17 protein-coding genes are annotated in these 26038 nt (G+C 43.4%); 8 read left to right on the forward strand and 9 right to left on the reverse strand.

Going from position 1 to position 26038, the window contains the following annotated elements; all coding sequences use genetic code 11:
- The 4 genes from dptH to QZ735_RS11780 all read right to left on the reverse strand — a co-directional run bounded on the left by dptH (position 1) and on the right by QZ735_RS11780 (position 8688).
- The gene (dptH, locus tag QZ735_RS11765; protein ID WP_294248554.1) at positions 1-5172 is read right to left on the reverse strand and encodes a DNA phosphorothioation-dependent restriction protein DptH; all 5172 of its coding nucleotides are present in this window, start codon (positions 5170-5172) and stop codon (positions 1-3) included.
- Positions 5144-6604 carry a DNA phosphorothioation-dependent restriction protein DptG gene (gene dptG / locus QZ735_RS11770; RefSeq protein ID WP_294248557.1) on the reverse strand — a complete coding sequence of 487 codons (1461 nt, stop codon included), beginning with the start codon at positions 6602-6604 and terminating at the stop codon, positions 5144-5146. Before dptG ends, dptH begins: the two co-directional genes overlap by 29 nt.
- Positions 6601-8334: a DNA phosphorothioation-dependent restriction protein DptF gene (gene dptF / locus QZ735_RS11775; protein ID WP_294248559.1), complete on the reverse strand. Its 1734-nt coding sequence runs from the start codon at positions 8332-8334 to the stop codon at positions 6601-6603. Before dptF ends, dptG begins: the two co-directional genes overlap by 4 nt.
- A gap of 66 nt (positions 8335-8400) precedes the next feature.
- Complete coding sequence (locus QZ735_RS11780; RefSeq protein WP_294248562.1) at positions 8401-8688, reverse strand: helix-turn-helix transcriptional regulator; 288 nt, start codon at positions 8686-8688, stop codon at positions 8401-8403.
- Between the two features lie 399 nt (positions 8689-9087).
- On the opposite strand from QZ735_RS11780, the gene QZ735_RS11785 reads away from it, so the two are divergent.
- Positions 9088-9627, forward strand: a complete 540-nt coding sequence (locus QZ735_RS11785; protein ID WP_294248565.1) for a hypothetical protein — start codon at positions 9088-9090, stop codon at positions 9625-9627.
- A gap of 154 nt (positions 9628-9781) precedes the next feature.
- On the opposite strand, the gene QZ735_RS11790 is transcribed toward QZ735_RS11785, so the two are convergent.
- Positions 9782-10267 carry a hypothetical protein gene (locus QZ735_RS11790; RefSeq protein ID WP_294248566.1) on the reverse strand — a complete coding sequence of 162 codons (486 nt, stop codon included), beginning with the start codon at positions 10265-10267 and terminating at the stop codon, positions 9782-9784.
- 902 nt (positions 10268-11169) lie between these two features.
- Here QZ735_RS11790 and QZ735_RS11795 point away from each other — a divergent pair.
- Positions 11170-13173, forward strand: a complete 2004-nt coding sequence (locus QZ735_RS11795) for a BCCT family transporter (RefSeq protein WP_294248569.1) — start codon at positions 11170-11172, stop codon at positions 13171-13173.
- 57 nt (positions 13174-13230) lie between these two features.
- Positions 13231-14283, forward strand: a complete 1053-nt coding sequence (locus QZ735_RS11800) for a hypothetical protein (protein ID WP_294248571.1) — start codon at positions 13231-13233, stop codon at positions 14281-14283.
- 35 nt (positions 14284-14318) lie between these two features.
- Here the strand turns inward: QZ735_RS11800 and QZ735_RS11805 are convergent, their stop codons facing one another.
- Both QZ735_RS11805 and QZ735_RS11810 read right to left on the reverse strand, forming a co-directional pair.
- Positions 14319-14768, reverse strand: a complete 450-nt coding sequence (locus QZ735_RS11805) for a DUF305 domain-containing protein (RefSeq protein ID WP_294248574.1) — start codon at positions 14766-14768, stop codon at positions 14319-14321.
- A gap of 199 nt (positions 14769-14967) precedes the next feature.
- A complete protein-coding gene (locus QZ735_RS11810) occupies positions 14968-15282 on the reverse strand; it encodes a hypothetical protein (RefSeq protein WP_294248577.1) in 315 nt (104 codons plus the stop codon).
- A 423-nt stretch (positions 15283-15705) separates the two neighbouring features.
- Here QZ735_RS11810 and QZ735_RS11815 point away from each other — a divergent pair, with 423 nt between their 5' ends.
- Positions 15706-16464, forward strand: a complete 759-nt coding sequence (locus tag QZ735_RS11815) for an AraC family transcriptional regulator (RefSeq protein ID WP_294248578.1) — start codon at positions 15706-15708, stop codon at positions 16462-16464.
- Between the two features lie 26 nt (positions 16465-16490).
- Positions 16491-17651: an NAD(P)/FAD-dependent oxidoreductase gene (locus QZ735_RS11820; protein WP_294248580.1), complete on the forward strand. Its 1161-nt coding sequence runs from the start codon at positions 16491-16493 to the stop codon at positions 17649-17651.
- 68 nt (positions 17652-17719) lie between these two features.
- Here the strand turns inward: QZ735_RS11820 and nhaA are convergent, their stop codons facing one another.
- Together nhaA and QZ735_RS11830 are read right to left on the reverse strand one after the other, a co-directional pair.
- Positions 17720-19045, reverse strand: coding sequence for a Na+/H+ antiporter NhaA (gene nhaA / locus QZ735_RS11825; protein ID WP_294248582.1), 1326 nt, complete (start codon positions 19043-19045; stop codon positions 17720-17722).
- Between the two features lie 166 nt (positions 19046-19211).
- Positions 19212-19964, reverse strand: coding sequence for an NUDIX domain-containing protein (locus tag QZ735_RS11830; protein ID WP_294248585.1), 753 nt, complete (start codon positions 19962-19964; stop codon positions 19212-19214).
- Positions 19965-20544: 580 nt separating this feature from the next.
- Here QZ735_RS11830 and QZ735_RS11835 point away from each other — a divergent pair.
- The 3 genes from QZ735_RS11835 to QZ735_RS11845 form a co-directional block, all read left to right on the forward strand.
- Positions 20545-22812, forward strand: a complete 2268-nt coding sequence (locus QZ735_RS11835) for a TonB-dependent receptor (RefSeq protein ID WP_294248587.1) — start codon at positions 20545-20547, stop codon at positions 22810-22812.
- An 11-nt stretch (positions 22813-22823) separates the two neighbouring features.
- Complete coding sequence (locus tag QZ735_RS11840) at positions 22824-25115, forward strand: glycoside hydrolase family 3 N-terminal domain-containing protein (protein WP_294248588.1); 2292 nt, start codon at positions 22824-22826, stop codon at positions 25113-25115.
- A gap of 242 nt (positions 25116-25357) precedes the next feature.
- A partial coding sequence (locus tag QZ735_RS11845; RefSeq protein ID WP_294248591.1) for an esterase occupies positions 25358-26038 on the forward strand: 681 nt, incomplete at its 3' end.

Raw genomic sequence — 26038 nt, forward strand, 5'->3', positions numbered from 1 at the left:
TTAATTTTTTGTGTTTAACAACTCCCAAAAAGCTTTGTCTCTTATCACCATCGGATCAGACCCGGCAAGATTTACAATGCTTTGATGTTTTTCAAGACCTTTTATTAGATTGATTAAATTTTCTTTTTTTACTTTATTGTCTAAAGCAAATAGTGATTCAACTTCTTTAATCTTAATTTCATTTACTCTGTGAATCACCCAGGTTAATATGTAATTAGAGTATTCATTTTCTCCAGTAGCAAAATGATTCAAGAATTGGGTTGAGAGAACCGTACCTACTCCGAATTCACGTCCTTCTTTCAATATTTTTTTTAGTGATTGAAAATTCTTACTTAAAAAATTATCCGCTTCATCTACTAAAATAATTTTGCGTAATTGTCGTAGATTTTGATCAATTACGCTGTGTCCGTGCCGTTGCATTTGTGTATAAAAGGCATCTAATGTAATGGCTACAATTAAGTTTTGAATAGATTCATCATATCCAGATAGATTAATAACAACAACACCATCAATAAGAGAATAGAGCGATTGTGTTTTGGCAGGGTCTGATTCGAAAATTTCAAAATCAGACAAATTTGAAATAGCAGCATATAAACTATCTTGGGAAGCTTCCGGATTCTCGAGATAAATATTACATACATCACCTAAAGTAGGTGGAGTTTTTGACCATGTTTCTCTTTTTCCTCTTTCTATACCTTTGTTTTCATAAGCATTGACTATAATATCCCTCAACTTTTGTCTCTGTATAGTTCCGAGATTAAATGCATTAGCAATCGTTTCTTTAATATCATTTGCCGTATGCAATGGTAGCATTGGTTTGGACTGGGGTGTAGTGTCAAGAGCTAAAGGATTGTATGGTAATTGATGTGGTTCAAAAACTTTTGCATCGGTCGCTTTCACAAAATCATCTTTGATGTAATCCCCTTTGTAATCGAAAATCAGAATACCCAGTTTGTCATCCCCAGGATTTTGAGCAGTATTATGATAAATTTGTGCAATTAATGACTTTGTAAATTGCGTCTTACCAGTTCCCATGGTTCCAATAATTCCTGTATTGGTATGCATAACCTTGTCAGAATTATTCGGTTCCCAAATGACAGGTCGCTGTGTATTCAAATCGGTTCCAAAAACTATTTTCATTCCGGTACCTGAAAATCTTTCTTTTGGTTTTTCCAAAATTATTTCCTCAGAAACAAAATGTTCATCCGGCTCATTGTTTTCGATTTCGGGTGCTATTTCATCTGACTCTATTGATGTTTCTAAATTAGTATTACAAATGTATCTCGAAATCAATAATTTAGAAGTATCAATAGTAGTGGTTGTATGATGAAATAATTCAATAAGCTCGTCAACTGATTTAACAAGGAAATTGTAACCATCTTGTTCCATAAGATTAACTTCCATACAGTTTTCAGAAGTATTCAATTTACGTGTAATGGTATCGTTCCCAAAATAAATTAAGCCGAAATCTCCGATAATTGGCTTTAGTGACCTAGAAATGGTGAATTGATTATTCAATAATTCTGTTCTATAATCATTCAGAATAACATCCCATTTTTGATTTTCCCATATTTGAAATAATTTCATTTTTTCAGCACTGGCCAACACCAATTTAGCAAAGAAATTTTTGTAAAATTCAGCAATAAAACCGTCTTTAGATAAATGATCGTAAATTAGTTCAGCCGTTTTCTTTCCCTGTATCCTTCCTTTATTAACAATATTCAAACCTCCGATTTTCAATTCAACAGGATAAAAATACATTTCTAATTTCTCCTGTTTTTTCTCAAGACCAATCAACAGGAGATCATCACTGTATGATCCACCTGCACCTAAATTTTTTGTAGAAAAAAGACCTTCTTCTTTTGTAAGACCGGCATTTCCTGAAACTCGTAAAATCTCCTCCAATGAAATTGGAACCCAGATTATACATGGATTATGTAAAAAGGTTAATGCCGTTTTAGCACCTGATAATAAACTCAATTTCTCTTTTGGAAAATGACTTTTTTGGCGTACCAACCCTAATAACCAGTCTCCATTAATTGCGTTGAAAAAGTTGATAATAGGTATGGTGTCTGTTTGTGGGGTAAACGAAACTTTGTGCTTTTCAAGAAATTCCTGAACAACAAATGCATATTGCTCCGTTTTTCTGCTTACCGTAATTGCATCGTAGCCACTTGAATTGGTGTATTGATCGCTATAATGCACAATTACTAAGTCTGACTGATCTTTGAAAAAATCTAAATCGACCCTAGGATCAATGTATGTTACCCAATGTGAACTTGCATATAATTTTTCTAATTGACTACGAATAGCGTTATTAATAGTTGTACACAAAGCTTTGCTTGAGTCAAAGGGGTCATCATTAGATGCTACTTTCGCTAGTGCATTGTAACGAGTAGTCAATTCAATTAGATCAGATTTCTCTGTTGGTAAAAAGCGTGTTCCGAAACCTGTTCGATAGGTATTTTGATGTGGTACAAAGGATACATCAGAAAGTAAACCGTCCAAAGATAAGCCCGTTTTAACATCTTTCATTTCGTTAAAAGAAAACGCAGATGTTTCGGTATCAAATTGGTAAAATGTAATGTGTGCATACTCATAGAGTTCATTCTCTCTCGGAAACGAGCGAGAATAGAACTTCACTTTTTCAAAAAAGGTGTTAAGCAAGTCATCCTTATCAAAGTCATTGGTTTTCAAATTAACTTCAAGTTGCTCTTCAATTTCATTGATCGAAGAGTAAAAAGTTAATTCTTCAAATTTATTGACAAGATTTTCAGATCCATAGATGAATACTTCGATCGGAATCAGATCATTCAGCCTTTTATTTTTGTGGGTGTTCAAATCTATCCTGTAAAACTCAAAGAGTCCATGAAGTACTTCTTTACAGTCTCCTTGATTGATTACATTCATTCTAATCGGAGCTTGCTTCGATTGATCAAATAAAATACTGTAATTGCTTTTGAAATCTTTTAATTTTGAAGAAATCAAATTAGATACATAACTTTTGGAAATTCCCTGCTTTGTGTCTGAGTACATCGAATAATACATCCATTCAGGAGAATGAATGGATTCACTTGGAATATAAATTTCCCTGAATTTTCCTTCTATATACGGTAATAGATTGTTTGGGTTTAATCGTTTTAAAATGGCATTATAGGATTGTGTGTCGTCATCTAAAGTTTGATTAATCTGTAATTGGTATGCAACATTCAATGGATGATAAGGACTCAGTTTTATTTTTTTTGTCCCTGAATTTTCTTTGATTAAGCCCAATAAGAAGACATTTTTTTGCTTTAATGTTAATATTTGGTTGTCTGAAAATGCTGTAATATAATCTAAAACTGCCTTTACATATTTTGATGCAATTTCTTTTTCCGAATCTTCTAAGTAAGCTAAGCTGGGTTGCAGTTTTTTAGTTCTAAAAACCGCACGAAACTGATCGAATGCATCCTTGATTGATTGATCCAAATCAAGTGAAATCTCCGAAATCTCCTCATTAACACTATCCTCCCAACTATATCCATCAGAATTTGTTAATTTTTGTTCAAGTATAAGGTTTTTTCTAAATTCACCGCTTACAGTTCTTTCCTGTTGTTCTGTTTTGAGTTGAATTTTTATAATTTCGTTCTCTTGCTTATAGCGAAAATCAGATTTATTGATTCTTTTTGCTTTCCAGACTTCTAATCCGGTTATTAATCTTGGAGGATCAAAATCGGGTTTAATATGGATGGAAATCAGAGTCTCTTTAATTGTGATTTGAAAGTAAATTTCTTCCGCATCTATATTTGCATAATCGCAGTTCAATTTCAAAGATGTAGATTCAGGAATAATGTAATTCTTACTATATTCGAGTTCGCCCTCTACTATATGCTGTTCACCTGCATTAAAAATGATGATGTTGTCATCTTTTACAGAAAGATAATTTCCCAGAGATCCTACTTTGATAAGGAAATTAGATTCGAATTGAACTAAATAATTAGATTCGAAAGGAACATGCAACAACTTAAACAGAAATTTTTTTCCGGAATTAGGGTCTCTGTATTCGATGAGGTGAAAATTATTAGTGTTCTCACATTTAGGTAAAGTTACCAAAAGATTGTATCCACTGCTTTGAACTGTTAAATCTCTTCCTTTGTAGTTTATGCCATCTTTTTTAGTACGTTGATTAAATTTAATTTCTACTACAATATCTTCCTGCTGGTTTTGATTGAATACAAGCAGATTGTAATTTCTTTTCTTCGAAGCCGTGAGACCATCTGTACGTTTCCAAAGGGTAATATCTTTTGAGTCACAAGAGACAGATGCAATTTCTGGAATCGATTTATTTTTTTCAGCTTCCAGCCACTTAGATAATTCTCCATAATCAGTCGTCTTCCAATCTTCTTTAATAAACTTTGTATAAGTATTTTCAGGCAATATCTCCTTAAGCTCTATTTCCGGTTCGTCATCTTGAAAAATTGCCTCTATTCTTCCAAATAATTTATAATTTTCCTGAATATCAACGTCTACCTTTGTCCCTTTTGTAGCTAATTCTTCGTGAGGGAATAAACCAAGAGTTTGAAAATCAACCTTGTCAATTGTTCCTTTTTGCAAAACTTTTATAACAGATTCATAGTCGAAAACTGAATTATTATCTTCTAATATATTTTTTGTTTTGTAACTTAGAACCGCTTTTAGAATTTCTTTTTCGTGGTATTTTAAAGTTTTATTGTCATTAATATCTTTCTTAACTCGTTTTCGAAAACTTAGATAATGTAGAGGCAGGCCATCTTTTTCCAAATTTTCGCTTCCGCCGGATATACTTTCTAGTTTTTGACTGTAAATGATTAACATTGCAGTGTTTTCAAAACCTGAAGCTTGTTGAGAAACATTGTTTCTTAACATTGTGAAGTAGTCTTCGGTAGCATTTTCACTTGAAACAACTAAAACTTTTGTATTGTTAATTTCAATGGTAAATGATTCAAAAAGGACACTGCCTGATGGATGTTTATAAGAGAATGGCTCTATACTCAAAGCATTAGTCGACCTAAGAGCATCGAACAATTGTTGTACGTAGGATTTTTCTTCAAGATATAAATTATATCTGTCTCCAGGTTTAATCTGTTGATTAACAAAAAATTCAACGATTAATTGTGAAATATATTTATAAAGAGGATTTAATGTATTGTGCATCACCGCTGTCGCTTTTTTTCTCGATTAGATTAATTCGTTCAAATAACTTAATAACTTCCAATTTAGAAGTTTCATCAAATGTGATTCCTCGTTCCTGAAGTTTTTCCCAAAATAATTTTAAACGAATTTTTTCTCTGTTTCCCACACATAATTTGGTTAGAAACAGTAAAATCTCTTGAGATAATACTAATTTGCTTCCCAGACGTCCTCCTGATTTTGTAAAGTTTTCTTTACTGAAACTGCTTAGCCACAAAGCGTAATCCTTGTAGGGCTTATTACGTTTTCCGTTCTCAAATTGGTAACGTATTGTATACCATAATGAATAGATCAGTGATGTGATCTCTTGATCAAAACTCTTTAAATTAAGATTATTCTCACATTCTTCCCAATTAGCTGGAGGATTTAGTGTCTTTACTTCATTTTTGTAAAATTCGAGCAATTGTTGTAAACAAATTTTAAATTCTTCTCTTTCTGGTTCTTCAAATGAGTTAAATAAGTTTGTTATTTCCTCGTAGTCGCCAATCAGATTATCGTCTACTAGGATGTAATTTATTAATTCTAAAGCGTTAGCGTGTGCAAAAACACGTTCGTAATGTTTAGAAATCTCTTTCCATCCAATTTTATGGAGCTGTAATCTAGATTCGGATAAATTTTCCCAATCCATTGAAAAATAAATCGGTTTTATATTATAATCCTTTTGTCCAAAATTGTCTAATTTAAATGTTAACTGTGTAAAATAAAAGAAATAGTAATATTTGAAGAATAATTCAAAATTCTCCAAAAAATAATCTCTATCACTCATTAAAAAATCAAAATCTTTTTGAAATATTTCAGTAACAGCAGGAATCATATTTCTGAAAACCTGCTTGTCGCGTTTGCTATCTTTTTTGTTAATGTGATTTGGTAAGCATTCCGAAATAAGCTGATGTAAAATATTTTTACTTTCGTTTTCTGAAAAGAGAGATTTAAACCGGTCATTGTTTTGAATAAAAACATCAGAAACAAACAATGGAACATCTTTTATCGCATTATTGTTGTTAATGAAATTTTTGTAAGAGATTACATGGAAGTCATACTTAAATAGTGAATTATCAGGTTCAAAATACATTTTATTGATAATATCTTCCAGCTGTTTTTTTTCGCTAGTCTCAACTTTTTCGAGAACATTTTTGAGAATGGTTTGTTTTAATTCAGTTTTATAGTTCGCAGTGTCCTTAAATTTGTTCAATTCGGTATTATTGGACAAGCGGATAACTTCACCCATAATTCCCTGAAAAGATAAAAAGTCATTTTTAAACACATGTCCTCCAGGCTGTGTTTTAAATGGAAATATGTTGATCTGATAACCGGTATGGTGCTGAAACGTATTTGCTTTTAAAAGTCTTCCTTCTAAGCCAGATTTTCCAGCTTTTAACAATTCTATTTTTCTCATGATACCAATTCAAATTTATAACCTCCAAAAGGATTTTTACTCAGTTTGTAATCAATTGGTTTTCCTACATTTACTTCATCAATATATAAAGTGCTATATTGATTCCCTTGAATTACTTCATTTATAAAAAAGACAAAGTATATAAAATTATTATTGTCTTTCTTGTTAGGACGATACCCCTTATTGATCATTTTCAGCGTTTTAAATAAACTGTAGTCTATTGCAATTTTAATATCCTGTTCGTTTGGAATTGGAGATGCATAACATACAGTAAATTCTTGTAAGAACTGATGTAAAACTTTATTTTCGAAATTATTTGGAATGTAAGGTTTCGGAGTTAAGGAGAAGTCTTGAAACACCCGATATTTAGTTTGTCTTCTTCCTAGTCTTACAACAACTTTATCACCTTTCTTTGGATCACCATACCATTTTTTAACGGAATTTTCTACTAAGCTGTAGATTTTGTTTAGATACGTTGGATTACCTTTATTAAAGTGATAGAGCCATGTAATATATTCATTGAAGTTAATATTCTCGGAAACTTTTCCGTATTGAAAGAAGTTGAGCCTTATAAAAAATCTTGAAACAAGATTTCTATCGACCTCATCCATTTTAATAGTTTTAAGCATTTCGCCATATAAATCTGGCTGAAGTTCAGTAGCAAATAATTCTGATGGGCTGTCAATACTTTGTAATTTCAGTAATTTTTCGTCTGTCTCATCACTTCTCATATTGCAGGGATCCAATTCAGCGAGTCTTACAAACAAATTCGATAAATCTGCATGTTCAAAAATATAATTCGGAATTAGACAATTTATAAGCTCAGAATCGGACAAATTACGAATAGCATTTAGTTGATCTATATCAGCAAGCGAAGACAATTGAACAGGAACAATTAAATCATAAATAAAATTGAGTAAGGATCGCAATGAGACGATCTCTTTATTTTGAGCAATCGATTGAATTAGTAAAAGCTCAATCAATTCTCTGTTTTCAGAACGAAACAGGAATTCATAATTATACATAACAGGGCATCTGGATAGCTCAGCCTCATCTTTAACCTTTTTATATGCTTTGTATATAATATTACTTTCAGAAGGAGTAATAATTTTATATAATAATTCTTTGATCATATTCGATACAGGACCATTTTCTGTCAGCGAATATAAATGGTAATCCGTAAAATTTATTTGATGAAAATGGCTGTCAGGATTAAAATCTTGAGAACTTACCAATGTATTGTCCAAAATAGATTCTTTCTGGATAAATGTTCCTAATTTCTGAAATTTGGAACCATATTCCTCCATAAACTTGCTCAAAGTTCCCAAATTAATGGCAAGAATCAGCTTTACATCAGATTGACTAATATTTTTATCTGTAAAACTATCTAGAGTTCGGAGTAAGGTATCGTTTGAAGATTCATTTGGATTATGTGATTCTGTAGCGTCATTATGGATATGGAATTTACCGATCTCGTCCGGAATTTCATTATGCAAGTAAGATAAAATGTGCGATTTTCCGTCTCCCACATTTCCGCAGACGAGTACAAGCTGTGAAGTGTTAAGCTTGCTGCTTGAAATAATGATCTGCCTTAATTTATTCTCAACCTCTCTTTCAATATGTAGAAATTTCTTAAAATCATCAATATCATAGCTATTACCTTGTGCGATAGCATACCTAGAAGATTCCTTAAGTTTTTGTAATTCAGTAATTAATATATGATTTCTCATAGTTTCTTTAAATAGTTCATAGTTTAGTTTTTTGAAGTGTCTAACTTTCTGGATTCAGTCACTTTATTAAAATTTTTTCTTTCCCTCAATCTCTTTTATAAAATCATATTTGTTTTCACGGATAGGGTCATTAGGAAAAAAATCCTTGATAGAACAACCAAGTGCGATGGCGATTAAATTTAGGCTTTTGATATTGTATTTGGCAGTTTTTGATTGTGCTTCTATGTCTGAAATATAACTGGTGCTTTTTCCAATGGCCAGTGATAAAGAAGTTTGGCTGATGCCTTTTTCTTCTCTGATATCTTTAATTCTTTTGATAATATACTGTTCGATCTGGTCTAAGGAATCATGCATAAATACAAATTGATGCAAATTCACATTAAAAAACTAAGGACTATAGTCCTGTATTTGTAAAAATTTATATCTTTGCAAAACAAGTCAACAAGATCGGATCACGCAGATTTCCATACCGTTTATTTACGCCGCCCGGTATGCTGCTGCCTTTCTTAGCTGCTACTCAAAAAATAAAGAAGATCAACTCCCGTTTGCCCTGTCATCACCATGCTGGCAATAAAACAATGGAGAAAGAGGCTGTAGAAGAACCCATGATGAAAATGGGGCGGGCCGCGCTGTTCCGGAGCCGGAGGCTGGTAACGGGTCTGTGGCAGGAAGGGTAGGGCCGGCAATAGAAAAAAACGGTTCCGGCAACGGGACCTGATGAAATAAAAAACAAAACACAAAACCCCTTTTCGTATGAAAAAGAAAAAAAGAAATTTCGACGCCCAATTCTGGTCCGGCACCAAGAAACATTCCGTACCGGAGCTGCTGGAGACGTTCTTCCAGTTCAACGACCTGGCCATGGTAAAGGAAGCCCTGAGCACCATGGTGCAGTGTTCGGTCCGGAAGAAAGCCCGGATCACGGATCATCCTGCCGAAGTCTTCCACCTGTACCAGTCGCTGTGGTCGCTGGTGCGGGCCGGCCATGTGATCGGGAAGGCCTCCGCGAAATGGACCGCTTCGCCGCCGCCGGAGGCCGGTGCTTCAAAGTACCTCATGACCTCGCTGTCGGAGGAAGAGTACCGGAACCCGGTACCGGTATTCCGGAGCGTTTTCAAAGCCTGCAGCAGGGAAGAGCTGGAGGACTTCCTGGCCACCGTGACGTATTTCTCGCTCGGGAAAGTCCGGTGCAGGGAGGAAAAGATCACCGTTCCTTACATCCAGCTCACAAAAATGCTCGATGCCGCCAGCCTCCTTACCGAAAGGGGACTGACGAAACAGAACGCCCGGACGTAAAAACCGGGAAGTCATTCCCTGCCCGCTGATGTTTTGCCTCACCGTTCCGCATTCAGAATAGGATATCATGACCGCCGGTTCCGGTGTTTCCTGAAGATCAGTGGTGGCTGACATCCGGGAAATCCGGCCGGAACCGGCAGTCGTTTCCTGAAGGTTATTTTTTCGGTTTCAGGGAAAGGTTATCGAGGTAAACCGCCTGGTGGATGCCGTTCAGCATCACTTTCAATCCGAGGTGGGCGTCTTTTTTCAGGGCCACGGTAAACGTCTTTTTATCGCCGGTGATCTCCGAAGGCCTGGCCATCGACGTATAGGTCTTCGGATCGGAAGGCGTATTGACGGAGAACAGTTCCAGCGTGGTATCGCCGCCGTTGTCCGAGGAATCCAGCGTCAGGGTGTAGGTGCCGGCCTTGATTTTCGGGGTCACCAGCACCATCGGCTCCCCGGGGCTCGTCATGGAGTAGAAGGTGATCTTCTTGTCATTGGCATACAGCATGGCCTTTCCCTGGCGGGCGGTCCAGCATTTGTCGATGTCTTTCCAGGTATCGAAATTTTCACTGATGGCGTTCACGGTGGTACACTGGGCCCGGGCCGTTACCAAGTTTCCGAAAAGGGCAAGTCCCGCCCACAAAATAAGTTTCATAGATGATTGTAAAGGGTAAAAATAGGTAAAAAAATGGAGTTGTAAAGTGCTCGTTAAGCTCTGTTTTTGACTAATCTTTAATCTGCAGGGATATTTGACCTTATGGGTTGATTGGATATTGGAAAAATGCAGGGGTATTGGAAACACGCAAGGGCGCGAAAGTTTTTGCATGCTTCATGGGGTATAAGGCGCGGGGATTTTATCAGAGATAAAATGTTGAACCGCTAAAATGCAGTGGGTTTCAGCGTTCTGAAAATTTGACTTTGTCAAATTCTTTGCGCCTTATACCACACTATGAAGGATTTATCTTTGCGACTTTGCGATTTCCAACAGTCTTGTTTTCAGATGCAACGTAAGTATGATGATGCGGTATTGGAAAAACGCAAGGGCGCGAAAGTTTTTGCATGCTTCATAGGGTATAAGGCGCGGGGATTTTATCAGAGATAAAATATTGAACCGCTGAAATGCGGTGGTTTTCAGCGTTCTTAAAATTTGACTTTGTCAAATTCTTTGCGCCTTATACCACGCTATGAGGGATTTATCTTCGCGACTTTGCGATTTCCAACAGTCATTTTCAGATGCAACGTAAGTATGATGATGCGGTATTGGAAAAACGCAAGGGCGCGAAAGTTTTTGCATGCTTCATGGGGTATAAGGCGCGGGGATTTTATCAGAGATAAAATGTTGAACCGCTGAAATGCGGTGGTTTTCGGCGATGTGGGAATTTGACCTGCTCAGTTATTCTCTTCTTATGGTATGCTGCCCTGAACTTATCTTTTTCCCTGATAAGTAAGGCAAAAAAAACATCGGATATAATTAATAATATCAACAGGCCGGTTTGTGGTATGTTTTCTGTTACATCTAGTCAGAATCCATTCTATGCAATCCGTTTTACATCGCTTATGAAAGTCCGCACTACTTTAAAAAAGGGAATCACGGTTCCCAGCCTGCTATTTATCATCGGGGTCTGCCTGCTGTCGGCCGTATTTCCGCAGCTGGCCAATGACACGCTGAATACGGTGAAGAATTTTATTTTTGTCAACCTGAACTGGGTTTATGTATGGTCGGTAACGATTTTCGTGATCTTCCTGGTGTACATCATGGCGGGCAAATACGGCAATATCCGGCTGGGCAGCAATGACAGCAGGCCGGAATACTCATTTTTTTCATGGCTTTCCATGCTGTTTGCAGCAGGAATGGGAATCGGGCTGATGTATTTCAGTGTGGCAGAGCCCATGCAGCATTATTCCGGCGGTATTTTTGCGGGCAAGTCGCCGGTTGGCCGGGCCCAGAGTGCCCAACTGTACACTTTCTTTCATTGGGGTATCCATGCCTGGGCCATTTACGGAGTCGTAGGGCTGGCGTTGGCTTATTTTTCCTACCGCTACCGGCTGCCGCTGTCGCTCAGGAGCTGTTTTTACCCGCTGCTGAAAGATAAAATCAAAGGAAAGTGGGGTGATGTGATCGATATTTTTGCGTTGTGCAGTACCTTTTTCGGCATTACCACGACCTTGGGTTTCGGGGTGGTGCAGATTACTTCGGGGCTGGTCATGCTGCATGTCCTGCCGGAAAGCAGCTTCCTGTACCAGGTAATCATCGTAGGGGTACTGGTTTCGCTGGCTATCCTTTCTGCCGTTTCAGGGCTGGATAAAGGTGTGAGGGTGCTGAGCAATGTTAATATCATTGCGGTTGTTATACTGCTGCTGTTTGTCTTATTTGCGGGGCCTACGGTTTACCTCATCGGCAGTTTTACGGAAGGCATCGGGACTTACATCAACAGCTTTTTTACGCTGACTTTCAATACACATGTCTATGAGGAGAATGCCCAGAGCTGGTTTTATGACTGGACCATCCTGTACTGGGCGTGGTGGATCTCCTGGTCGCCGTACGTGGGGCTGTTTATTGCCCGGATCTCAAAGGGGCGCACCATCAGGGAATTTGTAGCCGCCGTACTCGTTTTGCCTACGCTTTTCAATTTTATCTGGATGTCTGTATTCGGCAACAGTGCCATCTGGTTCGATATGCATGAAGCCCGGGGTTACCTGAGCAAAATGGCAAATGATCCGGACGGGCTGATGTTCGAGTTCCTGGGATACCTTCCCCTGACGGAGTTCATCAGCTTTTTCGTGGTGGCCATCATCCTTATTTTCTTTGTCACCTCTGCAGACAGCGGTATCTTTGTCATGAACAGCATTGCCACCAAAAATGCGAAGGTCTCTCCCAAATGGCAGACCATCGGCTGGGGAGTCTTGCTGGCCGTTCTTGCCCTGCTGTTGCTGAATGCCGGCGGGCTGGCGGCCTTACAGAGCATGACCCTGATCACGGCGCTCCCATTCTCTGTCATCATGCTCCTGTTCCTGGTCAGCCTCACAAAAGCCCTGATGATTGACCGGGATTATTATGAAAAGGACTTTTCTTCCACCACCATCCCATGGTCCGGCGAGCACTGGAAAGAACGGCTGAAACGGATGGCTTCCTTCAATGACAGGGCCTCGACCGAAGCTTATATCGGTACCACTGTAAAAGAAGCGTTTGAGGAACTGGTGAAGGAGTTTTCAGCCAATGAGATCAATGCCGGAATCAAGGAAGGGAAAGAAAGCCACAGCCTGGAAATCGAAATCAGGTATGACCGGATCAATAACTTTATCTATGGAGTTACCTGTGAATCCAAACCCGTAGCAGAATACCTGCTGAGTGAGGAAAACCTGCCCGGATCGGAAAAGGAAATGGTGTATTTCCCAAAATCCTATTTCGGCGACGGCAGGCCGGGGTATGACGTAAAGCTGTTTACCCGGAACGAGCTTATTTCCGATGTGCTGAAACACTATGAACGCTTCATCGGCATTATTTCCGAAGATAAAAACGGAATGTTTGTCAGCAGCGATGCCAATCACCGTTTCAGATAGCCTTTGTATTGATCTTTTGAACAGTTTATTATTTTATCAGGTCTTTAAAAAACAACTATGGAATTCAGTACCCTGCCTTTATCCCTGCTTTTTGCAGCCTTCACCGCAGCAGCTGCCGTAATCTGGGTAGCCGGCATCCATCTTTCAAAATCAGTAGATGCTTTATCCGGGAGGTTTCACCTGGGGCAGGCCCTGGGCGGTGTCATATTGCTGGCGGTCGTCACCAACCTGCCGGAAATTGCCATTACCGTGAGCGCCGCCCTGAAGGGGAACCTTGAACTGGCGGTCGGCAACATCCTGGGCGGAATTGCCCTGCAGACGGTGGTGCTGGTGGTGCTGGATGTTTTCGGATTGGGTAAAAAAGGAAGCCTGACTTCCCTGGCATCTTCCATGCCCCTTATTCTGGAATCTATCGTACTGGTGATGATCCTCAGCCTGGTGGTCATCGGGCATCAACTGCCGGCATCGTTGTCGCTATTTCATATCTCTCCGGCCGCCTATGCCATTCTTGGGGTATGGATCGTGAGTCTTCTGCTGGTGGATAAAGCAGGCAAGGGACTGCCCTGGAAAAAGCAGGATCCGCCGGAAACCGTACCTGAAAAGAAAACGGGATCTTCCCGGAAAAAGGCTCCGCAGAAAAGTACCGCCAGGATAATCGGTATCTTCATCCTCTGTGCTTTCCTGACGCTGGCAGCCGGTGTCGTCCTGGAAGGCAGCGGAGATGCCCTTGCGGAACATTTCAATATGAACGGGCTGATCTTCGGTGCGACGGTCCTCGCACTGGCGACCTCATTACCCGAAATTTCAACCGGAATGGCAGCCATCAGACTCGGCGATTATAAGCTGGCCATGAGCGATATCCTGGGCGGCAATGCGTTTCTTCCGATCTTGTTCCTGCTGGCCTCCGCCATTGCCGGCAAACCGGCACTTCCTGAAGCAAAAGGTGCGGATATTTACCTGACGGGCATCGCCACTGTCCTGACACTGATCTACTGCACCGGCCTGATTTTCAGGTCCCGGAAACAATACCTCGGGATGGGACTGGATTCGCTGATCGTTTTATCGGTTTACCTGCTGAGCATTGCCGGTCTGTTTTTTATGCCAACATAAAAAGAGGACATAAACGCAACTTAGTGCTATGAAGATTACCGGCTCTGCTCAAGCCGGGAGATCATTTCTTCCATCTGCCTGATCTCACGTTTCTGGGCGGCAATGATGCTGTCTGCCAGTCTTCTGACCTCAGGATCTTTAAGGTGTGCATTTTTACTCGTCATGATGGCTGAGGAATGGTGCGGAATCATGGCTTTCATATACTGTACATCAGTCACCGGTTCCTGTTTCTGTAAAGCCATCAGTACCACCGAAAATAAAATGATGCTTGCAGCAACAATCGTCCGGTTTATTTTTTGGCTGGGATACATTTTCCCCATCATGGCGATCATCAGCACGGCCATGGGCATGATCATCAGCAGAGCCATGTAAATTCTGGTTAGACTGGTGTGGTAATGGGAAATGCTGTCCATATTGATGAACATCATCAGGTACATGATGATCCATGAGATAAGCATCATCAGGAAAAATTTTTTATAGCTCATAACGGAAAGGGTATTTTGGTATGATTACAGCCGTGCAAAAATGCTTCCACAGGATCCTGCTGCCTGATCTTTTTTACACCCGTTTCCGGAAACCACTGGATGATCCGTGATAATTAATCAATTGGTGTGGATAAAAGGCCGCTGGTAAGGAGGCAAACTGGTGTCAGCAGGAAAGTGAGTGATTATCATTTCAAAAGGACTAACTCCTGAGATAACCATCGTTGATCAGGGTTAATGAAATTTTCCGAAAAAAATTGCGGTCCCTCTTACTCATTAGTTCTTTTAAAAAGTCATAAAATAATAAACGCAAAGATGAAGTTGCTGAATGCTTTATTTCAAGAAAGCAAAGGCAGATAAAATCTGCTGCGCGAAGCTGACGTTTTATTTTGCCAACCAACTTTTGGGCAGGTTCTCGCAGATCGGCAGATTGAGCAGATTTTTTTTGTGCTTTTATCTGCGTGATCACCCCAATCTGAGGGAGATTATCTTTGCATAAAGTAATCATGCGCTTCATCAGATCAGCCTGCTGATCCTTCTTTGCTTCCTTTATCTATTCATCCGGATACATAAAAACTTTGCGTTAAAAAAATTGCATGTATTGTATGATCAGCATTTGTTTAAAAGTCATAAAATAATAAACGCAAAGATGAAGTTGCTGAATGCTTTATTTCAAGGAAGCAAAGGCAGATAAAATCTGCTGCGCGAAGCGGACGTGTTATTTTGCCGTTCAACCTTTATACATTCTATCGCAGATCAGCAGATTCTTTTTTGCATTGTTATCTGCATGATCACCATGATCTGCGTGAGATTCTTTGCATAAAGTAATCATGCGCTTCATCAGATCATTTTATTTTCCTGTTTTTTGCTTTGTCCTTCCGCCGGTACCCGGTATCGGGACAATTGTTGCTATATTAGCAGATCCATAAAACGCTTGCTGATGGCAGACCCTACAACCTTACAGTTCCGGCTGGCGGAACCGGATCAGGGTATTTCTGATTTCGTCTATTGTTTCTCCGCTTTTGATCACCCGTCCTCCATCGGCGGCGGCATCATTATTCCCAACGGGAAAATCGATCTGGTTTTTTCACTGCATGAGAACGGTGCCTTCAACATCAGCCTGCTGGGGCTGGAAACGCAACCGAAAACGGCACCCGAACTGGATATCATCAGGTTCTTTTCCATCAGCTTCCAGCCTTTGGCCGTGGAATACATCCTGAGGATGCCGGTAGCCGGCTTCCTGAACAGCGGCCGGATCCTGCCCGGCGGTTTCTGGGGGTTCGGCGCCGGGGACATGAATGATTTTACGGCATTTATCCAAAAAGCGACCGGCCGGATCCTCAGCCTGATTCCGGAAAAGGTGGATCCGCGCAAACAGGAGCTGTTCCGTAAGATCCTAGCGGCAGACGGCGATGTGAAGGTGGGTGAACTTTCGGAGAAGATCGGCTGGAGCGCCCGGCAGATCAACCAGTACTTCAGCCGGCAGCTGGGGGTTTCCCTGAAGTCGTACTGCACCATTTTACGTTTCCAGGCTTCGCTGCAGCATATCAGGCAGGGAAAACTGTATCCGCAGCTGAATTATACCGACCAGTCGCATTTCATCAAAGAAGTGAAGAAGCTGTCTGGTGTCTCCCCGAAAGAGCTCAGTAAAAACGAAAACAGCCGATTTTTACAATTTCTCGTCTACGGAAAGGAATAGCTTTGCCTCATCAAAAACAACCGATTATGCTGCCAGAGAATAAAACCGTAGCCATTGTGGGCGGAGGCCCGGGCGGACTGACCTTAGCCAGGCTGCTGCAACAGAAGAAGATTCATGTACAAGTCTATGAGCGTGATGCGGATCAGCATGCCCGCGTCCAGGGTTCGCCCCTCGACCTGCACCAGGATTCCGGCCTGGCTGCGCTGAAGGAGGCCGGACTGATGGAGGAATTCAAAAAGAGCTTCATGCCGGGGGCCGACCGTGAAAAGATCATGAATGAAAAGGCCGAAGTCCTGTTCAGTGACCATCATTCCAAAGAAGAGGAGAATTTCAGCCATGAACATTTCCGTCCGGAAATCGACCGCGGGGTGCTGCGGAAGATCCTGCTGGCGTCCCTGGAACCGGACACCGTGGTCTGGAACAGCCATTTCCTGTCGATGGAATCTCAGGAAACCGGCTGGCTGCTGCATTTCAAAAACCGTCCGCCGGTTTATGCCGACCTGGTGATCGGTGCCGACGGTGCCAACAGCAAAATCCGTCCGCACCTGACGGATATCCGCCCTTTTTATACGGGAATCACCATGCTGGAAGGCAATATCCCTGATGCGGCACAATCGGCTCCGCAGATCAGTGAACTGCTGGGCGGCGGGAAAATCATGGCTTTCGGCGACAACCGGAATATCCTGATCGGCCAGAAAGGAAACGGCGAAATCGGGTTTTATGCAAGCTTCCGTGCACCTGAAGACTGGAAAACCGCAACCGGAATGACCCATCCTGATCCTGCGCATGTATTGGAGTGGTTCAGAACCGCTTACCCCGGCTGGAGCAGCATTTGGGAAGAACTTTTTACGTCAGCTGACTTACCGCTTATCCCCAGGCCGGTGTATTGTATGCCGCTGGATCAGCACTGGGAAGCACAGCCCAACCTTACGATGCTGGGGGATGCCGCCCATCTGATGCCGCCGTTCGCAGGAGAAGGAGTGAATATGGCCATGCTGGACGCGCTGGAACTGAGCCGGGTGCTGCTGCCGGATGATCATACGGATCTGCATCGGGCCATCAGATGTTATGAGGAATCCATGCGGAAACGGGCATCGGTAATCGCCGCAGAGTCGCTGGAAAACGGGGAGAAGATGCATGCCGGGAATGCTTTGCAGACGATGGTGCAGATGTTCAGCTCCTTCTGAATCGTTTCCGGGGCCAGGCAGCTATGAAATTCAGGAATCAGCCAAGTGATCAGAAATGCAAACGGGGTTTATCTGCTGTTTTTAGTAAGAATGGTATACCCGACAATTCCGCCGATGATGGAAGCCGCAAAAATTCCGATTTTTGCCTGCGTCTGGTATTCTTCATGCGAAAAGGCGAGGGAAGTGATGAACAGCGACATGGTGAAACCTATTGCTGCCAGGAAGCCGAGGCCGAACAGGCTTTTCAGCGTCATGCCTTCCGGAACCTGCACGATTTTCAGCCTGATGAAAAGATAGCTGAACCCTACGACTCCGGTTACTTTTCCGGCCAGAAGCCCGAGTGCTGTGCCCACCGCAATATTGTTGTTGAAGAGCGTATTGAAGTCGATATCCAGGGAAACACCGGCGTTGGCAATGGCAAAAACGGGAATGATGAGAAAAGAAACGGCCGGATGCAGGGCATGTTCCAGCCTCTGTAATGGCGGGGTGGCGGCTAGCGTAGCTTCATTCATCTGTTCAAGGACGTGGAGCTGTTCATTGGTCAGGGTCGGCGTATTTTCCGAAGGGTCTATGTTTCTGAAAGTCTGAAGGTATGTATTTATTTTAGAGATAAAGACATTCTCCTTGATGACCACATCGGCTGGAATCGTAAACGCTGCCAGTACAGCGGCAATCGTTGCATGCACGCCCGACAGGAGAAAAGAAGTCCACACACCGGCTATTCCCAGTATGGCATAAAACAGGATGGATCTTATGCCCAGCCTGTTGCCGGCATACATAACGGCGAGCAGCGACAGGCCGGCCAGCAGATAGGCTACCTCGATCTGTGAGGTGTAAAAGAAGGCAATCACCAGCACGGCACCCAGGTCGTCTACAATGGCCAGCGCCGTAAGGAATACCTTCAGGGCCATCGGGATTTTCTTTCCCAATAAGAAGAGCACGCCCAAGGCAAAGGCAATATCGGTAGCCATGGGAATGCCCCAGCCTTTGTGCGCTTCCCCGGACGGATTGAAGATGAGGTAAATGACCGCCGGCATTAGCATTCCCCCGACTGCGGCTACAATAGGAAGCAATGCTTTCCGGGGCTGCGAAAGCTCACCGCCGACAATCTCACGCTTCAGTTCCAGTCCGACAACGAAGAAGAAAACGGACATCAGGCCGTCATTGATCCAGTGATGGACGGAATAGGTAAAATAGGTTTCATTATTCCAGCTGAACCCGAAGGTCTGTTCCAGGAAATGATGATAGCCGTGCGACAATGAAGTGTTGGCCAGGACCAACGCAATCAGTACACTGATCCCAAGAAGCAACCCTCCCGATTTTTCCTGCCGGATGAACCGCTGGACAGGCTGTACAATTTTATCAATGGGTTTCGGGGGGTAGTTGTTTGTCATGATATCCTTTTCGTAAATACCAAATATACGAAATACCCGAAAATGTTCCTACCATGCATTGCATTATGCTTTCTGTTGTAAGGGATAAAAGATATATTTTTTTGTTTTGGCGAAATATATTCTGCTCTGTTCCATAGTAAAAGTTACCAGATGAAACCGCCTGCTTTTACCAGCTGCTCAGGCCGTTTTCCAGGGCTTTGTTGTAATTTTCCTCATTAAAACGGTACAGATCCGGCGACTTATGGGCGCCTCCGCGTCTCTGTTCATCCAGTTTTTCAAGGATGCCGAGGTTTTTTATCCTGCGGTAAAAATTCCCCCGGTTAAGTTCTTTTCCGAGGATGGCCTCATAGAGTTTCTGCAGTTCTGATAAAGTGAACTTTTCCGGCAGCAGGTTATAGCCGATGGGTTTGTAGGAAAGGGTTTCCCGAAGGGTCTGCAATGCTTTCTCAATCATGTCCCGGTGGTCCATCGCCAGTTCAATATCCGGCAGTTGGCTCAGATAAATCCATTCGCAGGCCTCACTGAATTCGTCGGTCACGAGATGGAAACGCTCGGGATTGTACAGGGCATAATAGCCTACGGAGACAAATCGCTGTTTGTGGAAAAGCGTTTCATCGAAATCCTCAAAATAGAATTCGCTCCGGTTCTTTTTACCGAAAACCCCGAACTCCTGCAGGTAGACGTCGGCAATAACGCCCGCACGGTCTTTCAGGATCCTGATGACCGCTTCATCGAGATCTTCGTCCTTTCTCACATAGCCTCCCGGCAGGAACCACATCTTCCGGTAGTTCATCTTAACCAGAAGAACCTTCAGCTCATTCTGGTCAAAACCGAAGATAACGGGATCTGCAGAAAGGTGGGGCAGGAAAACTTCTTTTGCTTCAGCCGATTTGTTAAGTAACTGTTGTTTTGAATCCATTGCAGAAAGAGAAAATCTTATGTCTGCAAATTTAACGATAAATTCTCAAAGACGCCAAAAAAAGGTTTCCCGGCTGACTTTTTGGGGAAGCTGAGAACTGATTTTTATCATTGTTTCAATAAGAATCAATGAGTTTCAGGTGGTAAATTGAAAAATATGGCATTGATTAACAATTAATTATCATCAATTTCACATTTTATTAACGTATTTCTTGGTAATTCAAGAGAAAGAATGTAGTATTGTAATGCTTCGTATTGAAGCAATGAAATCGGAAGCACTTCTGATTAAAATTATTTCTGAAAAAAGGTTCTTTTCTAAGAACCGCAAACGGTTGGGGAAAAAAGGATCTTCCGCCGGACTATCGGACAGCACGGAACGGAGATATCCCTCCCGGCAGCAACGATACAATATAATGCTGATGGTAAGCCGGCTGTAACCACTCATTCCGGCAATGAAACAAAGTTTCATCCCTGTTTTCGGGGGATGCAGGATGTGCTTTGTCTTTTTCACCATGATGGATACAATAGAAAACTGACAGACTATACCTCATAAATAAAGAAGAAACTATACTGACTGTACGATGAGAAAACTAACTTTACACATTTCAGCATTGGGAATGATGATTTCCTTTGCCACCGCTTCGGGCCAGGAAAAAACAGACAGCCTCGCCGTAAAAAGCGCCGTGCATGCTGCTGCCAAAAACGAAGAAGGCGTAAAAACCGTAGCCACTTCCTCAAAGGAAGATAACAACCGGAACGTGATGCTGAATGCCGCCAACAACACAAGCCCGAGAGACGTGAACATCGGCCTGCCGTCTACCGTGGGCGGGATTACCATCCTTGAAAACGATCTGCCTGCCGTTTACTTCTTCTGGCCGGAACTGCCCAACAAGACCTGGAGACAGAGCGTAGGCCTGGAGAAAACCGGCCTGCTGAAAATGGACCAGCTGGCCAACACGATGGGCGACCTCGGCTTTGCCGTGAATTCCTATTCCCAGACCGGAACCAAAGATTTTAAACTGAAAGGAAAACTCACCACCAGTACTTTCGGCTGGCTGCAGGGCGATGTGAATGCGTCAGGGCCGGTTTCCAAAAACGGCTGGACCTACACCGTGGGTGCTTTCGCCAATTTCGATCCGAGCACCTACAAATTAGGCTTTGCCAGAAATGCGGATGAAACAAAGATCTTCCGTGCCGGCATCACCAAGTATTTTGCAAATGACAAAGGGAAAATCTCGGTCCTGTACAAATATGCGGATTCTTACAGCATCACCAATTATGCCGTATTCCAGTACGGGCCTGAAGGCAAGGTCACCGAGCTAGACAATTTCAAAATCGGCCGGGATTCTTATGTGGCAAGGGACGGGCAGATGAAGATCAAAGACATCCTGACGGGACAGTTCTACAGGGCCTCGATGAGCGGCGAAGACAACAGGTCGGTATCCCACAACATTGATGTGGTCGGGAATTACCTGCTGGACAGCGGCTGGAACTTCAGGTTCTCCGCAAGAGGGCATTTTGCCAAAGTGAAAATGGCCAATATGATTCCTTTGAGTATCTTCAGCGCCAATCCGTCTGCAGGATATACGCTGGCCTCCAACGGGCAGGCTTATGCCGGACCGGTAGGGACCATCCTGGCAATGCATACGCCGGAAACGCCGGTTACAAATATCGCCGGCCGTTTCTCGCTGAACCGGCAGATCGGAAACCATAATGTAACGTTCGGCGTCCTGGAACAGTTCTACCACATCGATCAGTTCACCTCCAACCGGTCTTTCTTCTTCCAGACCATTGAACCGCAGCCGCAACGGCTGATCGGACCCAATACCGATGCGGACGGATTCTACAACTACAACGCCGGCGGAGAATACCATAGCGGAACCGAAAACAAGCTTTCCGTCTACGGAACCGATGAATGGAAAGTGACCGATAACTTCAATGTAAGCTACGGCCTGCACCTGAGGAACCATATCCTGGACGGCGAATATTCTCTTACGCCCAGGACCATCGGCTTCAGCTTTACAAATCCGGGGCAGTTTACCCCGATCAGCCAGAATTTCTTCCAGATTGCAGGAAGCCTGAACGCCACTTACAATGTGACCAAAAATTTCGGGGTGCTGGCCAATTTCCTGTACACGGAAGAAAACAGGAGACTGGAAAGTTATTCCCAGGCTTTCGAACCCAACACCAATAAAATCAAAAGCCCGCTGGGAGCTATCGGGGTTTTCTGGAATACAGACTGGATCCAGCTGATTTCTCAGGCGACTTATCTCAAGAAAAACAACAACCTGAACCGGTATAACCTGGTAAACCCTGCCAACAGCGCGGAAGCACAGACGACCACGGTATATTACGATATCCAGACCCTGGGCTGGACCACCGATTTTGTGGTAAAACCTTTCAAAGGATTCAGCCTGCATTACCTGGTGACCTTCCAGAACCCTGTTTATAAGAAATTCAATTTCAATGCTTTCGGCAAAGATTATGATTATAATGACAACAACGTGTTAGGCGTTGCCAAAGTACTGATGGAAATAGACCCGAGCTATACCGTGGACAAATGGAGGTTCTGGGCCAGCTTCAGGTATTTCTCAAAGCAGTATGCCAACCTGACCAACGCGCTCTACTTTGCACCGAGATGGGAAACTTTCGGCGGGGTAAGCTATACGGTCAACAAGAACATCAACATCGGCGCTACCGTAATTAACTTCCTCAACCAGAGAGGAGCCAGCGGAACCATCAACGGTGCCGAACTGATTACCGATGCAAGCCCGTATTACGGAAAACTGCTCACCGGAACCTATATCATGCCTTTAACGGGACAATTATCAGTAAGCTTTAATTTCTAAAATGTAAAACAATGAAAAGAACGGTTTTAAATGTGGCTGCCTTGTGTTTGGGAATAACAGCATTTTCACAGAATATACAGACAGTTACCAATTCCAAAGGCCCTGTGTTAGGGTATTCCGCAGATTCGGGCGTTACAATCCTGACAGCCGGCGGCCATAAATTCAAAGATCTCAACAGAAACGGGAAACTCGATCCTTATGAAGACTGGAGGCTTCCGGTGGATAAGAGAGCCAGAGACCTGGCTTCAAAAATGAGCATCGAGCAGATTGCAGGCCTGATGCTGTACAGCGGCCATCAGTCGGTTCCGGCGCCGGCAGACGGCATACGGGCAGGGAAATACAACGGTAAATTCTATAAGGAAAGCGGCGCAAAAGCTTCTGATCTCACGGATCAGCAGAAGAAGTTCCTGAAAGAGGACAACCTGCGCCATGTTTTGGTGACCACCGTTGAATCCCCGGCTATTGCCGCCCAATGGAGCAACAACATCCAGGCTTATATCGAAGGGTTGGGATTGGGAATTCCTGCCAACAACAGTACCGATCCGCGGCACTCTGCCACGGTAACCGCAGAGTTCAATGAAGGAGCGGGCGGACAGATCTCCCTCTGGCCGGACGGCCTGGCAATGGGGGCTACCTTCGATCCGGAGCTGGTGAAAAAATTCGGGAATATCGCAGCGCAGGAATACAGGGCGTTGGGGATTTCAACCGCTTTATCTCCGCAGATCGACCTGGGAACGGAACCCCGCTGGTACAGGATCGCCTATGTTTTCTCCGAAAGTCCTGAGTTGACGGCTGATCTGGGAAGAGGGTACATTGACGGTTTCCAGACCACTCCCGGAAGCAAAAACGGCTGGGGAAACAAAAGCGTAAACGCCATGGTAAAACACTGGCCGGGAGGCGGGCCCGAAGAAGGCGGCCGGGACGGTCACTGGGCGATGGGGAAATTCGCGGTATATCCGGGCAATAATTTCCGGAACCATGTGAAGCCTTTTACCGAAGGAGCCTTTAAGCTCAATGGAGGAACCAAAGAAGCTTCTGCTGTGATGCCTTATTATACCATCAGTTTCAATCAGGACACGAAAAACGGCGAAAATGTAGGGAACGGTTACAGCAAATATTTAATCACCGATCTGCTCCGCGGGACCTACAAATATGACGGCGTAGTCTGCACCGACTGGCTGATTACGGCAGATGAACCCAAAACACCGGGCGGCTTTGCCGGAAAACCCTGGGGGGCCGAAAAATTATCGGTAGCGGAACGCCACTACAAAGTGCTGGAAGCAGGTGTCGACCAGTTCGGTGGAAACAACGATAAAGGACCCGTTCTGGAAGCCTACCGCATGGGGGTGAAAGAACACGGCGAAAAAGCCTACCGCGCCAAATTCGAGCAGTCTGCCGTCCGTCTGCTCAGGAACTTCTTCAGGACAGGGCTTTTTGAAAATCCTTATGTCAATGTTGAGAAAACCCGGAAAATCGTGGGCAACCCGGAATTTATGAAAGCGGGTTACGAAGCTCAGGTGAAATCCATCGTCATGCTCAAAAACAAGGCCCATGTTCTTCCTGTTACGGAAAGAAAAACGGTTTACATCCCGAAACGATATGCTCCGGCCACGTTCAACTGGTGGGGAATCTATACCGCCCCGTCTCTGGACTATCCTGTGGATATTGAGAAAATCAAAAAGCATTATCATGTAACCGAAGATCCTTCAAAGGCAGATTTTGCGTTGGTTTTCGTAAAAAGCCCGCACAGTGAGGAAGGCGGTTACAGCGACACCGATGCGGCAGAAGGCGGAAACGGATACCTCCCGATTTCTCTTCAGTACAAAACCTATACTGCTGCGGAGGCCCGGGAAAAAAGCATTGCAGCAGGAGATCCGGTGGTGGCACCGCAGGTGCATGACAGGACCTATAAGAATAAGACTTCAACGGCAGCCAATTTTACAGATTTGCTGACTATTGAAAATACCTATAAAGCGATGAACGGAAAACCGGTGATTGTCTCGGTAACCGCTTCAAAACCGATGGTGTTCAGTGAGTTTGAAAGGCATGCCGACGCGATTATCATGAACTTTAACGTATCCAACCAGGCCGTCGTGGACATCATCACCGGAAAGTACGAGCCGTCAGGCCTGCTGCCGCTACAGATGCCGGCGGACATGGCAACGGTGGAAAAGCAGAAGGAAGATGTTCCTTACGATATGGAAACCCACCTGGATTCCGAAGGTCACCGTTACGATTTCGGATACGGAATGAACTGGTCCGGTGTCATTAAAGACGCAAGGACGGAGAAATACAAAAAATAAGTTACGATCCTTTTGATTATAATTGATGTCTGAAACCGGGCATTTACGGCCCGGTTTTTCCTACCTTTAAGTCAATTGATCAAATCAAATCAAGTCAAATTAAATCAAATCAATCAGGCTACAGATCGGAGAAACCACCTTGCGGTCGGTAGACGGTCTTAAGGCGGATCAGGATGTGCTGAGACCGCTTTTGACTTCGTCAAACCTTCGGTTTGCGGCAAAAATATAAAATGGAATATCATATGAAAATCAGATACACCCTCTATTCATTACTGCTGGGCTCCTTGTTGTCTGCCCAGGAAAACCTCGATTTCAGCGGGAAGAAAAGGCTGGTTTCCCCGGAAGTCAGCGGCAGGAATGCAACGTTCCGCCTGCTTGCCCCTGATGCGAACAAGGTACAGCTGCAGGGAAACTGGCTGCCTTCAAAGGGAATGGAGCCGGGCTCCGTCGATCTGCAGAAAGATAAAGACGGCATCTGGTCGTTTACAAAAAGTGATTTTACTCCCGATATCTACACCTATTCTTTTGTGGTTGACGGCGTGAAGGCCAACGACCCGAACAATCCTTACCAGGTCCGTGACGTTTCCTCGGTGATGGGCATGATTTTCATTGACGGGAAAGAATCTGAAAACTACAAAGTCCGGAACGTTCCGCACGGAACCGTTTCCAGGCGCTGGTATCACTCGGACGGCATGAAAGAAGACCGGAGACTGACGGTGTATACACCTCCGGGATACGAGAATTCAAAGGAAAAATATCCTGTCCTGTACCTGCTGCACGGAATGGGCGGTGACGAAGAGGCATGGGTGACCCTGGGACGGGCATCGCAGATTCTGGACAACCTGATTGCTCAGGGAAAAGCCAGACCGATGATTGTCGTAATGCCGAACGGCCACACCAGCAATGCCGCCGCGCCCGGTGAA

Source organism: uncultured Chryseobacterium sp. (assembly GCF_913776365.1).
Taxonomy (GTDB): domain Bacteria; phylum Bacteroidota; class Bacteroidia; order Flavobacteriales; family Weeksellaceae; genus Chryseobacterium.

Excerpts from the sequence above, each read along its gene's own strand:
- dptH (WP_294248554.1), bottom strand. The coding sequence starts at position 5,172 with ATGCACAATACATTAAATCCTCTTTATAAATATATTTCACAATTAATC.
- dptG (WP_294248557.1), bottom strand. The coding sequence starts at position 6,604 with ATGAGAAAAATAGAATTGTTAAAAGCTGGAAAATCTGGCTTAGAAGGA.
- dptF (WP_294248559.1), bottom strand. The coding sequence starts at position 8,334 with ATGAGAAATCATATATTAATTACTGAATTACAAAAACTTAAGGAATCT.
- QZ735_RS11780 (WP_294248562.1), bottom strand. The coding sequence starts at position 8,688 with ATGCATGATTCCTTAGACCAGATCGAACAGTATATTATCAAAAGAATT.
- QZ735_RS11785 (WP_294248565.1), top strand. The coding sequence starts at position 9,088 with ATGAAAAAGAAAAAAAGAAATTTCGACGCCCAATTCTGGTCCGGCACC.
- QZ735_RS11790 (WP_294248566.1), bottom strand. The coding sequence starts at position 10,267 with ATGAAACTTATTTTGTGGGCGGGACTTGCCCTTTTCGGAAACTTGGTA.
- QZ735_RS11795 (WP_294248569.1), top strand. The coding sequence starts at position 11,170 with ATGAAAGTCCGCACTACTTTAAAAAAGGGAATCACGGTTCCCAGCCTG.
- QZ735_RS11800 (WP_294248571.1), top strand. The coding sequence starts at position 13,231 with ATGGAATTCAGTACCCTGCCTTTATCCCTGCTTTTTGCAGCCTTCACC.
- QZ735_RS11805 (WP_294248574.1), bottom strand. The coding sequence starts at position 14,768 with ATGAGCTATAAAAAATTTTTCCTGATGATGCTTATCTCATGGATCATC.
- QZ735_RS11810 (WP_294248577.1), bottom strand. The coding sequence starts at position 15,282 with ATGAAGCGCATGATTACTTTATGCAAAGATAATCTCCCTCAGATTGGG.
- QZ735_RS11815 (WP_294248578.1), top strand. The coding sequence starts at position 15,706 with ATGGCAGACCCTACAACCTTACAGTTCCGGCTGGCGGAACCGGATCAG.
- QZ735_RS11820 (WP_294248580.1), top strand. The coding sequence starts at position 16,491 with ATGCTGCCAGAGAATAAAACCGTAGCCATTGTGGGCGGAGGCCCGGGC.
- nhaA (WP_294248582.1), bottom strand. The coding sequence starts at position 19,045 with ATGACAAACAACTACCCCCCGAAACCCATTGATAAAATTGTACAGCCT.
- QZ735_RS11830 (WP_294248585.1), bottom strand. The coding sequence starts at position 19,964 with ATGGATTCAAAACAACAGTTACTTAACAAATCGGCTGAAGCAAAAGAA.
- QZ735_RS11835 (WP_294248587.1), top strand. The coding sequence starts at position 20,545 with ATGAGAAAACTAACTTTACACATTTCAGCATTGGGAATGATGATTTCC.
- QZ735_RS11840 (WP_294248588.1), top strand. The coding sequence starts at position 22,824 with ATGAAAAGAACGGTTTTAAATGTGGCTGCCTTGTGTTTGGGAATAACA.